We start from the raw sequence: 13848 nt of genomic DNA on the forward strand, positions 1-13848 counted from the left end.
CCGGGAGCCTGGCTTATTTGAGCAGGCCTGCCGACTTGGCTGCCATCTCCGTGCCCTCGTAGTTCTCGGGCTTGGTCGGGATGAACTTGGAGGCGCGTTGCAGCTCCATGATGGCCTTGTGCTCGGGCTTGGACGGGTCCAGCGCCAGGAAGGCATCGGTCAGCTTCTTGACGATTGCCGGGTCCAGGTCGCCACGCACGGTCCAGTTGTAGTCAAAGTAGGTGGGAGTGGTGGCGAACACGTGCACCTTGCTGGTGTCCACCTTCTTGGACTCGACCAGCTTGTCCCAGACCGAGGTGTTGAGCACGCCGGCCTCGGCCTTGCCTGCGGCCACGAAGGCCACGGTCGCATCGTGTGCGCCCGAATAGGCCACGGTCTTGAAGTCCTTCTCGGGGTTGAGGCCGTCCTTGAGCAGGAAGTAGCGCGGCATCAGGCTGCCCGAGGTGGACGAGGGCGCGCCGAAGGCAAAGGTCTTGCCCTTGAGATCGGCCAGGGTCTTGATATTGGGGTCGGCGGTGATGAACTTGCTGGTGAACACCGCGTCCTCGGCGCGCTGGACGATGGGAATGGCCGTGCCATGGGTGCGGATCTTGGCCTGCACATAGGTGAAGCCGCCCAGCCAGGCCAGGTCCAGCTTCTTGGTGGCCAGCGACTCGACCACGGCCGCATAGTCGGAGACGGGGGTGAACACCACCTTCATGCCCGTGGCCTGCGACAGGTATTCGCCCAGGGGCTTGAACTTGCGCTGCAGCTCGGTAGGCGCTTCGTCGGGGATGGCCGAGACGCGCAGCACGGCGGGCGTGTCGGCATGGGCCAGGGAAGCCAGAGACGAAGCGGCGAGCGCGGCAACGGCCAGGCCGCGCAGCGCCGTGCGGCGCGCGAAGGAATGCGTCATAAATACTCCGTTCAAAAAGCCACCGCCGTCCGGGTACACGGCGGTTTAATGAAGTGGCGGCCCACGGTGGGTGGCGCAGCCGGGATGGGAGCGGTACGACAGACCGCTGGGGCGCATTGTGCGGCAGCGGGCAAAGCCCCGTCGCCGGGTTTGGATAGAGCGCGCATGCAGTCCGGCCGCGGGCCTATGTTTTCTTTGCGCAACAGTGCCGCCAATGCCGGCTTGGCAAGCCGCTGCATAAACGCCTACACTCGCCAGCCTTTACTCCACCTGCGTTATCCGCTCTCATTTTCGAGGTGCATCATGTCCCACCGCCATCGTTTCTGCTAAACGACTTTGTCGCACGCCGATCTCCGGAATCCCCCCGGAAACCGCGTGCGTGCTGCGGTGCGTGGCTGCGCGGCGGCCCAGGTCCTCTCGCTTGGTGCCTCCCCCATGTGCGCTGCATGCCTTTGCCGGCATACGGCCGCTGATCTCCCGCCACTCTGTTTCACGAATGACCTGACCCGTCCTCGACGGGATGGCCGGCATTCGCTGTCTTCGCTGCATCGCGGCGCTGGGTAACCAGACCCTGGTCGTTGGCTTTCTTGTCCTGTGCTGCTTGCAGCGCAGGCGTTTCAATGCCTGAAAGCACAACATGACTTCACAACATCTATTCAATCTGGAGATTCTCAAATACCCGCGTACGCCACATCTGCGCGGCTCGCGCCTGCAAGCCGGCGACCAGGGCGATGCCGTGCCCTATGAAGCGCTGGCCGGCCGCCATATCGTGGTCGAGGAAAAGCTAGACGGCGCCAATGCGGCGCTGAGCTTTGGCGGCGACGGCAGCCTGCTGTTGCAGTCGCGCGGCCACTATCTGCAAACCGAGCAGATGGGCGGGCGCGAGCGCCAGTTCAATGCCTACAAGCAGTGGGCCAGGGCTCACGAGGCCGCGCTGATGGCGCTGCTGGACGAGCGCTACATCATGTACGGCGAGTGGCTGTACGCCAAGCATTCGCTGTTCTACGACGCGCTGCCGCACTGGTTTTGCGAGTTCGACATCTGGGATCGCAGGGCGCAGCAGTTTCTGGACACGCCGCGCCGCCACGCGCTGCTGGCCGAGGTCCCCGTGGTCTCCGTGCCCGTGCTCTACAGCGGCATCGCTCCAAGGCGCATCCAGGACCTGCTGGCGCTGCTCGCACCCTCGCTGGCACGCAGCGCGCGCTGGAAGTCCGTGTTCGAGGAGCAGGTGCGCAGGCAGAAGCTGGATCTGCCGCTGGCCTGGCGCCAGACCGACGGCTCCGATCTGGCTGAGGGCCTGTACCTCAAGGTCGAGGAGGGCGGCCGGACCGTGGCGCGCTACAAGTTCGTGCGCTGCGACTTTGTGCAGACGATTCTCGAGTCGGGCTCGCACCACAGCGAGCGGCCCATCGTCGCCAACGGCCTGCGCGCCGGCGTCGACATCTTTGCCAATGCGATTCAAAAAAGCTGGTAGCGCTTGTCCATCAAGCGCTGGTAGCTATCAAAACCATGGTTCACAAGACTGTGGAGAGGAGATTTTTATGTGGAGCTGGAAACAGATCGCGGCCCTGGTGCCGCATTCCGCTCGTGACATGGTGGACTGGGCGGCCTGCCTGGACGCCTTTGCGCAACTGGAGCTGGCCAAGACCACGCCGCAAGACCCGGTGTTCCATGCCGAGGGCGATGTCTGGACCCATACGCAGATGGTGGTGCGCGAGCTGCTGCAGGACAGCGACTATGCGCTGCTCACGGATGAGGAGCGCGAAACGGTCTTTCTGGCTGCGCTGCTGCACGATGTAGCCAAGTGCTCGACCACGCAGATAGCCGACGACGGCCGCATCTCGCAGCCCGGACATTCGCGCCGGGGAGCGCTGGATGCGCGGCTCATGCTCTGGGAGGCGGGGGCTCCCGTGGCCCAGCGCGAGGCCATCTGCCGCCTGATTGCCGTGCATCAGGTACCGTTCTTCGCGTTTGCCGATTCGCGGCGCGGCGTTTCGCCCGAGTTCATGGTTCGCGAGCTGTCCTGGCAGGTGGACCTGCATCTGCTGGCCCTGCTGGCGCGGGCCGATATTCGCGGCCGCATCTGCCCCGATGTGGGCAAGGTGCTGGTGAATATCGAGCTGTTCCGGGAGCTGGCGCTGGAAGAGGGCTGTCTGCGTTCGCCACGCAGCTTTGCCTCGGCCGAGACGGCCGTGCGCTATTTCCGCGGCGCCGAGCTGCATCCCGATTACGCGCTGCATGAGGAGCCGGGCTCGCGCGTCATCGTCATGTGCGGCCTGCCCGCGGCGGGCAAGAACCGCTGGGTGGCGCAGCATCATAGCGGGCTGCCCGTGGTCTCGTTTGACGATGCGCGCACCGAACTGGGCCTGCACCATGGCGAGAACGAGGGCGCTGCCGCTCATCGTGCCATGGACAAGGCCAAGAGCCTGCTGCGTGCCAAGGCTTCGTTTGTCTGGAATGCCACGCATCTGTCCAGGCAGATGCGCGGCAAGACGCTGGACCTGTGCCTGGCCTATGGGGCGCGGGTGGAGCTGGTGCATTTGGAAGCGAGCAAATCGGTGCTGCTGGCACGCAACAGCCGGCGCGACACCACACTGAGCAATGCGGCCCTGCTGCGCATGCTGCCGCGCTGGGAGGTGCCGCTGCCCACCGAGGCGCATGGGCTGCAGCTGCTGCTCAATGAATAGCCGGGGCGGAAAACAAGGGGCCGGCCCGAAGGCCGGCCTCTTGTCACCAGCGTTTAATTCCCCAACGGCTCCGGCTTCAAGTGCCTTGTGCCGTGGACATCTCCGTGCGGAGCCCGCGCCATGGCCTGCCTGAGGGCTGCAGAATCGAGGAGAACGCGTGCGACGTACCCTCCGATGTGAATGAAGGAGGCTGCCCTGGCGATATCAAAAACCAGTTTCTCTCCAGAAAACACTGGCAGCTGTTTTCGCAAACTGCGCTGCCGGCGCTTCCCAGCGCCCTCGTATGCTGACTCTGCCGCGCCAGCGGTGTTGCAGCGTCGCATGGTCCGCCGGCTGCGGCGTTGTCACATCGAGCACGACGCGATAGACCGGGCGTTCAGGGTATAGAAAGCCTTGCATGCTTCTGACCGGGATATTTCCCCCGGCCATGGTGGCCAGGGCAGCCTCTGTGAGCGTGCGAGTCGCATCCTGATCGATGCTGCGCACCTTGAGATCAAGCGCCGGCCCGGTCCCGCCGTCGGCGATGAAGATGGCGCTGTCTCCCGGGCTGATGCGTTGAAGGTCTTCTTCCTGCACATAGGCCAGAATTTCGAGCCGTTCGTTCCCCACGACTTTGCCCAGCAATTCGCGGCGGGCCAGCCATTCTCCCGGTCTGAGGTCCGGATCGACGTCTCTGAGCGAGCCTATACCTGCAGCATTCAGGTGATAGCGGCTGGCTTCGGTCTCCACCGCCGATTGCTGAGCGGCCGCCTGGGCTTGGCGCTCCTGAAGGACCTGCCAGTCCCGGCGCAGCTCCGTGTCAAAACCTGCAGCGGCCATCTGCTGCGAGTACTGCGTCCACTGAGCGTGGCTTTGGGCCTGTGCGGCCAGCAAAGAGGGCGAGTCCAGGACAAACACGGAGGCATCGGTCACGACCGGGTAAGCATCCTGCACCAGCTGCTTTTGCAGCTGCGATGCTTCCAAGGCATGCAAAGGCCAGACATCGCTGGATTGCAGCATTCCTTCGGTGCGCACCGGGGCGGGCCAGGGCGCGCAGAACAGGCTGACGAACAGCAGCAACGCGATGGCGCTCCAGCGCGCCCGGCGGCTGCGCATAATCCGTGGCCAGCGCAGATGCCAGGCCGAGATCTCGGACCATAGGGGCTTGGCCACAAACCACACAATCTCCACCAGGAACAACAGAATGCCCAGGGCCTTGATAAAGAAGTGATAGACCAGGGCGGCAATCCCCAGAAACAGCACCAAGCGGTAGATCCAGGTGGCCCAGGCAAACAGGATCAGGCTTTGGCGTTTGGGCGTGGAGAAGGATTCCGGCGCGGGCTCGCCGAGCTTGAACAGCCGTTCTCTCAAATCCCAGCGCGCAAGCGCAAAGGCTCTGGCATGCAGATTGGGCATCTGCAGCCAGTCCGACAGCAGAAAATAGCCGTCAAAGCGCATGAAGGGACTGGCATTGATGGTCAAGGTGCTGACCCAGGTTGTGGTGGCCAGCAGAAAAGCCATGGACTTGGGAGTTCCTTCGGGCAGCCATACCCAGGCCAGCAGGGCCCAGGCGGCAATGAGCAGCTCGGTCAGAATGCCGGCTCCTGCCACCTTGAGGCGCTGGTCGCGCCGGGTGAGCTTCCAGACTTCGTTGGTGTCGGTATAGGCGACCGGCCACATCACCAGAAAAGCCACGCCCATGGTCGGTACGCGGCAACCAAAACGCTTGGCGGTGAATCCATGGCCGAGTTCATGCAGCACTTTCACCAGGCCCAGAGTCATGCCATAGGCAAGCAGCCCTTGCCAGGTGAGCGAGTCGACGAGCGTGGCCGTGAACTCCCCCCAGGAGCGCGAAACGCCCCAGAGGCCTGCGATCAGTGCCAGCGCGCTCAGCCGGAGAAAGGTGCTGCCGAACAGAAACTCCAGGCGGGGTTCCCATCGTCCCAGCCAGCGGTCGGGCTTGACGAGTGGAATTCTGAGGAACAGGTAGTTGTGCAACAGCCACTGCATCCATGTCGAGCGCCTGGATTGCCATTGCTGTGCCAGCTTGCCCGCGCTATGCGGTGGCGGCTGGAGCAGCTCATTCCGCTGAGCGAACTGCAGCAGGGCATTGATGTCGTCCTTGCCGACCGACAAGGTTGTGTGATTCGCGATGTCTTGCGCAATGGCCTCCGGGGCTCTCATATGCCAGCGCTTGAATATCTCGAAGCTGGCCCAGTCCAGCTGAAAGAAGAGATTCCGCACCGGGTCATGCAGGGTCCAGCTGGGCTGGCCGTCGGGCAGCACCGGACCGGGCAGCAGATCCAGTTCCTCGCGCAGAAGCGCCCAGTCCGAGTTCATGCCTACCATGCGATGAACTGGCGTACCACAGCCAAGGGTTTGCGCAGAATCCAGTAAGCCAAAGGTACCCAGCTGCCCTGCAGCTTGGCAGTGCCCTTGAGCCCGATACGGGCCTGCTGTCCGGGCGCCATTGCCGCGCGCATTCGATAGGCATAGCTGCCATCCGGCCTGGCACTGGCGTCATAGGCCATGTATCGGAGCTTGCCTTCCAGGTTCGACATGGGGTTAGCGGCAAGATATAGCTGTACCGGAGCATCGGCCGCCAGTGGAATGGCATCGCCTATGGGCACCCAGGCCTCGATCTCCACTTCTTCGGGGCGGGCGATGCGCATGACGCGTTCGCCGGTCTGAACCGGCTTGCCAATCCATTCGGTGGGCGAGTCAAACAGCACCATGCCGTCTTCGGGCGCGAGCACACGGCTGCGGCTGCGCTGATCCGCAAGGTATTCCAGCTCTGCACGCTTTTCGCCGATGCGCCCCACCAGCGCCGCGAGCTGGGACTTGGAGCGCGCATCGCCCAATGCCAACTGGGCAGATTGCCGGTATTCGGCCTCTGCCGTCAGGAGCGCCTGCTGGGCAACCTCCAGGCGGCTGCCGATCTGGGCCTCGTCCAGGCCAAACAAGGGCTGGCCTTTGCGTACCATCTGGTTGGGTTGGACGTGAACCTTGTCGATGACGCCGTCCAGTGGGGCCCTCAGCACCACGGGTTGGGCGGCTACCAGCTCACCGGGGGCCAGAACGGTCAGATGCACGGGCAGCGCACTCGCCAGAGCGATGGCGGCAAGGGCCAGGACGGATTTGCGGTGCCACCACTTCTTAGAGACTGCGGGTGATGCCGGCGGCTTCCACCAGAACCTGGGCCGTCTGGCCGATATCGCCTCATGGGCGTGAAGCCAGATGCGCCCCCATTCGGCCAGAAGTGGGAAGCGCTGGGCATCGAAGGCCTGAGGTCCCGAGAGCAAAAGCCCGCCATGCGACAGGCCTTGCTCGGTATCCTCCTGCAACGGAACCCATATCGCATTGGCAGCGAGCCATTCGCCCCAGGGCTTGGCCAGTTCGGGAGGCAGCTCGGACGGCTCTATGGCTCGAACCGATGTCTGCTCCTGCGCATGCAAAAATTTGCACAAGCGGCCCAGCCATTGGGCATACGGCGTGTTTGCATCGGGTTCAATGACACCGGAGAGTGCCATGATCCCGCCTTGATGCAGCCAAAGGCAGGACTGCCGATAGGGCGTCAGCAAACGGCTGTCGTTGACCAGCAAAAAATTGAGTTCGGCACTGCTGCCAGCGGCTCGGGCCCGGTGTCCGAGCTCCAGCAGCAGCATGGCCGGGTTCACGTTCTGAGGCGAAACAGCTGCATTCATCGTCGCAGTTCCGCATTCGATGCGGGCTCCAAATACTTAGCCATGGGCGTACATCGGCAGTCGATCCCCGGCCTGCCGCTTGGCCGCATTTGCCATTTTTTCGCTCAACCCGGCGCGCCCAGGAGCCGGTGAAGAGGTGGTGCGTGCATCGCCAATCACCAGCTTGACAGTCTTGATCGACTCATGTCCTTGTCCGTCAATGACCTTGATGTGCAGAACCAGTGTGGTGTGGAGGTTCTTTGGTGCATTGACGGACAGCTTTCCCGTGCTCGGGTCCAGTTGAATCCAGCCCGGTATGAGTTGTTGCCCGACAAAGTTGAACTGGAGCGACAAGTCCTTCGAGGTGGACTCCGGGCCGAGGAACAGTGCGTGCAGATTCAGTGTCGAAGCGGAGCCTGCCGACACGGGGAGGAAATAGAGGGGTGTCTCCGCTGCTGATGGAAGCATCCCTGTGGCCTGCATGCCGGAAAGAGCCATCCTGTCATTGAGATCGCCCAAGGGAAGAATGGAGGGCAGTCCATATCCCATGGCACTGGTCGAGCGAAGAAATGCCTCGTTTTGTGCAGGGGAGTTGGGACGCAGCGAGGTTGGTTCGACGTGCAGAAAATCGGCTCTGGAGAGAGGGACTTCAGAAGGTTGAAACGGTGTGGTTGGCAACCCCAGGGGGGCTGCGGCCACCGACTCCTGCGGTTGCAGAGCGGGAGGAATCAAAGACTCAACCGTGAAATTCAGCGTGACCGGGCCCGAGGCATTTCCCGCCGCATCTATTTGCCGGACCACCAGGTTGTGCGCTCCCGGTCCCGAAAGCTGCAGAGCATTGCCTTGGCCCGTCATCCACGAGGTGCCACCGTCCAGCGAATATTGCCAGCTGGATCCGGCTTCAAGCCCGGAGATGTGGACCAGGCCTGTGAGGGAAACCTGGCGCCCGTTTGCCTGCGTGGATTGATCCAGCTCGAGCTGTGGAGTTGCCGGTGCGCTGGTGTCCACGGTGATGCTGTGCGAGGTGGACTGGCCGCTGACATTACCGGCCGCATTCGTGGCGGTGGCGCGCAGGCTGTGGTTGCCGTCGGCCAGCGGGCTTTCAACGCTGTAGCTCCAGGCGCCGCTGCCATTGGCCGTGGTGCTGCCTACCGCCACGCCATCGATATAGACCGTCACCGTGCTGCCGGCTTCGGCCGTGCCGATGATCGTCGGCCGGTTGTTGGCGGTGATACCGTCGCTGTTGCTGCTACCGGTATCGGTGGCGCTGCTCAGGCTGACGCCGCCGGGCGCAGCCGGCGCGCTGGTGTCCACGGTAATGCTATAAGCCGTCGACTGACCGCTGGCGTTGCCGGCCAGGTCGGTCGCCGTGGTGCGGATGCTATGATTGCCGGCTCTCAAGGGCGTGGCGATGTTGTAGCTCCAGGCGCCGCTGCCGTCTGCCGTCGCGGTGCCCACCGCCGTTCCATCCACATACACCGTCACCGTGCTGCCGGCTTCGGCCATGCCGATGATCGTCGGCCGGTTGTTGGCGGTGATGCCGTCACTGTGGTTGCTACCCGTATCCGTCGCCGTGCTCAAGGCCACGCCGGAAGGCGTGGACGGCGCGCTGGTGTCGATCACTACGTTATAGGCGCCGGACTGGCCGCTGCTGACGCCGCCACTGCTGACCACGGCGGTGATGGCATGCGCGCCGGGCGTCAGGCCGGAAACGAAACTATAGCTCCAGGCCCCGCTGCCATCGGCAGTCACCCCGTCGATCAACACGCCGTCGACATAAATCTGGACGGTGCCGTTGGCGATTGCGGTGCCGGTAACCGTAGGCGTGGTGTTGCTGGTGATGCCGTCGCTATGGCTGCTGCCGGTATCGGTGCCAGAGGTCAAACCGCTGACGCTAGGTGGAAGCAACTGCACCGCTATCGCCCGGCTTGCTGTCGCGCTGGTTTTAGTGCCGTCACTGACGCTGAAACCGATGGTGCGGGTGGCGGTATTGGGCGAACCCGAGGTGTCGTTGTAAGTGACCGCACGCAGGGCCGCCTGCCACTGCGCCAGCGTCGCCGTGGCGCCGCTGGAGGTCAGCGTCAGCACTCCGGTGCCGCTGTTGTAGCTGGCCGCGATATTGCCCATGGTGCTGCCGTTGTTGGTGAAGGCCAGCACATCCTCGCCGCTGTGGAAATTGCCGGTGATGGACACCGTGGCGCTGGCCAGCGTGCTGTTGTCAAGGTCGGATACGGTCAGGCCGCCGTCCACCGGTGTGGCTCCGCTGCCTACTACATACGTGCCGGCGCTGCCAGTGGTGGTGGTGATCGGTGTTTGGTCGGTCGCCGCCACCGTCACCGTGCGCGTGACCGTGGCACTGTCCTTGCTGCCGTCGTTGACGCTGAAGCTGATGGTGCGGGTGGCCGTGTTGGGCGTGACTGCGCTGTCGGTATAGGTGACCGCGCGCAGCGCCGCCTGCCATTGCGCCAGCGTCGCCGTGGCGCCGCTGGAGCTCAGCGTCAGCACCCCGGTGCCGCTGTTGTAGCTGGCGCTGATGTTGCCAAACAAGGTGGTGTTGCTATTGGTAAAGGCCAGCACATCCTCACCGCTGTGGAAGTTGCCGGTAATGGCCACCGTGGCACTGGCTAGCGTGCTGTTGTCCAGATCGCTGACCGTGATGCCCGCGTCCACCGCCACCGGCGTGGAGGTGGTATTGTCGCCGGCGGTGAAGGCCGCGCTGCCGCCGCTGGTGGTGGTGATCGGCGTCTGGTCGGTGGCGGTCACCGTCACGCTGCGCGTTGCCGCCGCACTGTTTTTGCTGCCGTCGTTGACGCTGAAGCTGACGGTGCGGGTGGCGGTATTGGGGCTCACCGCGCTGTCGGTGTAGGTCACCGCGCGCAGCGCCGCCTGCCATTGCACCAGGGTTGCGGTCGCGCCGCTGGAGGTTAGCGTCAGCACCCCGGTGCTCGCGTTGTAGCTGGCGACGATATTGCCGTAGACGCTGCTATTGGTATTGCTGAAGGCCAGCACATCCTGGCCGCTCTGGAAGTTGCCGATGATGGCCACGGTGGCACTGGCCAGCGTGGTGTTGTCCAGATCGCTGACCGTGATGCCTGGGTCCACCGCCACCGGGGTAGAGGTGGTGTTGTCGCCGGCGGTGAAGGCCGCGCTGCCGCCACTGGCGGTGGCGACAGGCGTCTGATCGGTGTCGGCTACCGTCACGCTGCGGCTCACCGTGCTGCTGCTGGCGCTGCCGTCGTTGACCTGGAAGCTGATGGTGCGGGTGGCGGTGTTGGGCGTCACCGCGCTGTCTGTGTAGGTCACGGCACGCAGCGCCGCCTGCCACTGCGCCAGCGTGGCGCTGCCGCCGCTGGAGGTCAGCGTCAGCACCCCGGTAGCGGCGTTGTAGCTGGCAACGATATTGCCCATGGTGCTGCCATCGTTGCTGAAAGCCAGCACGTCTTCGCCGCTGTGGAAGTTGCCGGTGATGGACACGGTGGCGCTGGCCAGGGTGGGGCTGGCGCTGTCGGTAACGGTCAGGCCGCCGTCCACCGCCACCGGGGTGGAGGCGGAGTTGTCGCCGGCGGTGAAGGTCGCGCTGCCGCCGCTGGTGGTCACCACCGGTACCACGCCGATGGTGACGGTGGAGGCCAAGGCCAGTGTGGTGGTGTCGACCCCGCCATTGCTGGTGCCGCCGTTGTCCCTGACGCTGGTCAGCGTCACCACGCGGTTGCCGGCGGTGGGGCTGCCGCTGCTGTCGCGGTAGCTGATGCCGTTGATCACGCTGGCCGCGGTGCTGGAGGAAATGCCGCCGCTGCTGCTGATGGATACGGTTGCGGTGCCGCCACTGAGCGACACGGTAGCGCTCAGACCGTTACCGCTGGTGGTCACCGCGTTGCCGTTGGTCAGCGCCACATTGCTGCCGTCTATGGACAGGATTTCGCTGCTGCCGTCATGCAGGCCGGATACGGTCAGCGTCAGCAGGATGATGCTCTGGCTGGACTCGACGGCACTGACGCTGGCGCCGCTGAACACCGCTACCGCGGAGCCGCCCATGGTGAAGGTGGGATTGCTGGCGGTGGCGCTGGCGGTGGGCGGGTCATTCACTGCTGCCACCGCCACCGTCACATTGCTGGAGCCGGTGCCGCCGCGGCCGTCGTTGACGCTGACATTGATGGTGCGGGTGGCGGTGCCGGGGTCGTTGCTGCTGTTGTTGTAAGTCAGCGCCGCCACCAGCGTGCTCACCCGCGACGCGGTGGCGTTGCTGTTGAAAGTGACGATCAGATCATGGCCGCTGACGCCATCGCCATTGCTGGCGATCACGCCTATGGACACGCCTCCGACCGTCACCACGCTGCCCACGCTGGTGCCGCTGGACAGGCTCACCGTGCCGCTGGTGTCCACGCCCAGCACGTCCTGGCCGCTCTGGCCGTTGGCGGAGATGTGCACGGTCAGGTTGCCGCCGTTGAAATTGGAGGTGTCGCTATCCGTCACCGTGGCCGCGGTGCCGGTGTCCAGCTTCACCGCGCCGCCTTTCTCGGTGAAGGTGGGGTTGTCGCCGTTGAGGTTGCCTATCACCGGTGCGGCATCCGGCGCCACCGTCACCGTCTTGGTCACCGCGCTGCTGTTGATCGCGCCGTCGTTGATCTGGAAGCTGATGGTGCGGCTGCTGGTGTTCGGGGTCAGCGAGCTGTCGGAGTAAGTCACCGCGCGCAGCGCCGCCTGCCATTGCGCCAGCGTCGCCGTGGCGCCGCTGGAGGTCAGCGTCAGCACTCCGGTGCCGCTGTTGTAGCTGGCCGCGATATTGCCCATGGTGCTGCCGTTGTTGGTGAAGGCCAGCACGTCCTCGCCGCTGTGGAAATTGCCGGTGATGGACACCGTTGCGCTGGCCTGGGTGCTGCTGTCGGAGTCGGACAGCGTGATGCCGCTGTCCACCACCACCGCGCTGCCGTTGCCGCTGCTATAGGCGCTGGAGCCGCCGCTGGTGGTCAGCGTCGGCGCAAAACCGAAGTTGATGGCGTTGATGGCGCCTATGCCTATCATGCCGGTCACCGTATGGCCGTTGGCCGCCAACACCCGGAAGGAATCAATGCCCTGGAAGGCGCTGTTGCCGGATACATCGAAAGTCACCAAGCCGCCGCTACCCTGCCACACGTCACCCACGTTCAGCGTCAGCGTTGCGCCACTGACTGCGGTGCCGTTGATATAGCCGACCAGTTGCAAATGACCGCCGGAGGAGCCGGAATCGTAGCCGTTCAGCACAACCCCGATGGAGTTCAGGGTGAAGCGGCTGTTGTCGTTGGACTTGACGCTGAAATAGGAGATGGGGTTAGAGCCATCACTGGTACCATCCACCGTTACCGTGTTTGGCACGTCCCGTCCGACAATAATGGACTGATTGCCGTTAACCGGTAAAGCCAATTGCAGCGAGAAATCCCAGCCTTGGACATCACTGGCACTGAGCACGCTACCGGAAGGGTAGTAGTACGTGTTGCCCTCCAAAGCGGCGAAATCGGTGGTACCCGTCATTGGCCGCGCCAGCAGGGCGTCGTAGCTCAAATGCAGGGCCTCCACGTCGATATGGCCGCTGCTGCGCTCCAGCGTCCAGTTGCCGCCCAGGCTTGCTGCGCCGGTGGCGTCGGTGGATGCGGCCACATCGGCATGGGTGTAGCGCGCCAGTTCGCTGACGAAGCGCGCCCCTTCGGTGCCTTCGCCGATGTTGCAGCCGTAGAGCAGTATGTCGCCGTCGGGCTTTAACGCGTCCCCAATGGCGGCCAGCTCTGTGCTCCGGCCGTCCAGGCTGGAGAGGGTCAATTCGGTGCGCCCCAGCATCAGGTCTGCACGCTGGCCGTGGGAGAGGATATGGATGGCGTCTATGCCATGGCGTCCCTGGAGGTACTGAGCAATCTGGCTCAGGCCATCCTTGCTGCTGTCGAGCACCACGACTTCCGCATTGGCCGGAAGTGCGTTGACCAGCTGCTGGTAGTTCTGCACATTGCTTTCAACGAAAACCACCTCGTGGCGCTCTGTGGAACCGGAGGCGCTCGCTTTTGCGGCTTCGGCCATCAGCGCGTGCAGCGGTAGCGGGGCTGCGTGCTCTGCTTGGTCGGCTGGGTGGCTGTCAGGTACAGCGTGCGTTGCATCGGCGGCCGCGGAGACTGCTGCGCCATCGAACATGAAGCGCTGCTCCAGCGCCAGCGGGCGTGCCACGCTGGTCCGAGGCAACGCCCTGGGGGCAGATTCCGGTTGCAGGGGCAGCGCCTGTGCCAGGCGACTCCAGAAGGGGCGGTGTTCGCGGTTCATCAAAATGTCCTTCCTGTGCGCTGGTGAGGAGGCACCGGGGTGCTCTCAGGTCCGGCCCAGTGCTGCCTGTCCGGCTTGTGTCACCCACGCGGGTTGCGGTCTTGCCTGTGTGACTATCGAAACATGAGCTGCCTGCGTACTGATTTCCTTGGCTGCAATGGAGAAATGCGTCAGAACCATTTCAATGACAGTGCAGGCAGCTCCTGAATTTGTGGTGCTTAGGGCTTGTTTGCCTGGGGCGGAGCCATCAGCACCTGCCCGCTCATGCCGGCGATCAGCTCCGTAAACTTGCCGTGGATGGCCGCATTGACCTTCACGGACT

6 protein-coding genes are annotated in these 13848 nt (G+C 64.1%); 2 read left to right on the forward strand and 4 right to left on the reverse strand.

Annotated elements, in window-relative coordinates; genetic code table 11:
- Nucleotides 1–13: 13 nt before the first annotated feature.
- Entirely contained in the window at nt 14–895 is an 882-nt protein-coding gene (locus AB6724_RS20040) for a putative selenate ABC transporter substrate-binding protein (RefSeq protein ID WP_369340305.1), read from the reverse strand.
- 637 nt (nt 896–1532) lie between these two features.
- On the opposite strand from AB6724_RS20040, the gene AB6724_RS20045 reads away from it, so the two are divergent.
- Nucleotides 1533–2369, forward strand: coding sequence for an RNA ligase family protein (locus tag AB6724_RS20045; protein WP_369340306.1), 837 nt, complete (start codon nt 1533–1535; stop codon nt 2367–2369).
- 67 nt (nt 2370–2436) lie between these two features.
- Complete coding sequence (locus AB6724_RS20050) at nt 2437–3582, forward strand: AAA family ATPase (RefSeq protein WP_369340307.1); 1146 nt, start codon at nt 2437–2439, stop codon at nt 3580–3582.
- A 204-nt stretch (nt 3583–3786) separates the two neighbouring features.
- Here AB6724_RS20050 and AB6724_RS20055 read toward each other — a convergent pair whose 3' ends face one another.
- The 3 genes from AB6724_RS20055 to AB6724_RS20065 form a co-directional block, all read right to left on the reverse strand.
- Nucleotides 3787–5901: a site-2 protease family protein gene (locus AB6724_RS20055; RefSeq protein WP_369340308.1), complete on the reverse strand. Its 2115-nt coding sequence runs from the start codon at nt 5899–5901 to the stop codon at nt 3787–3789.
- A 2-nt stretch (nt 5902–5903) separates the two neighbouring features.
- Nucleotides 5904–7226, reverse strand: a complete 1323-nt coding sequence (locus tag AB6724_RS20060) for an efflux RND transporter periplasmic adaptor subunit (protein WP_369340309.1) — start codon at nt 7224–7226, stop codon at nt 5904–5906.
- Between the two features lie 75 nt (nt 7227–7301).
- Nucleotides 7302–13526: a DUF4347 domain-containing protein gene (locus tag AB6724_RS20065; RefSeq protein ID WP_369340310.1), complete on the reverse strand. Its 6225-nt coding sequence runs from the start codon at nt 13524–13526 to the stop codon at nt 7302–7304.
- Nucleotides 13527–13848: the final 322 nt, after the last annotated feature.

It is taken from the genome of Comamonas guangdongensis (assembly GCF_041079535.1).
In the GTDB taxonomy this organism is placed as follows: Bacteria; Pseudomonadota; Gammaproteobacteria; order Burkholderiales; family Burkholderiaceae_C; genus Comamonas; species Comamonas guangdongensis.

Coding starts and splice junctions, on each gene's coding strand:
- AB6724_RS20060 (WP_369340309.1), bottom strand. CDS start 7,226: ATGCTGCTGCTGGAGCTCGGACACCGGGCCCGAGCCGCTGGCAGCAGT.
- AB6724_RS20065 (WP_369340310.1), bottom strand. CDS start 13,526: ATGAACCGCGAACACCGCCCCTTCTGGAGTCGCCTGGCACAGGCGCTG.
- AB6724_RS20040 (WP_369340305.1), bottom strand. CDS start 895: ATGACGCATTCCTTCGCGCGCCGCACGGCGCTGCGCGGCCTGGCCGTT.
- AB6724_RS20050 (WP_369340307.1), top strand. CDS start 2,437: ATGTGGAGCTGGAAACAGATCGCGGCCCTGGTGCCGCATTCCGCTCGT.
- AB6724_RS20045 (WP_369340306.1), top strand. CDS start 1,533: ATGACTTCACAACATCTATTCAATCTGGAGATTCTCAAATACCCGCGT.
- AB6724_RS20055 (WP_369340308.1), bottom strand. CDS start 5,901: ATGAACTCGGACTGGGCGCTTCTGCGCGAGGAACTGGATCTGCTGCCC.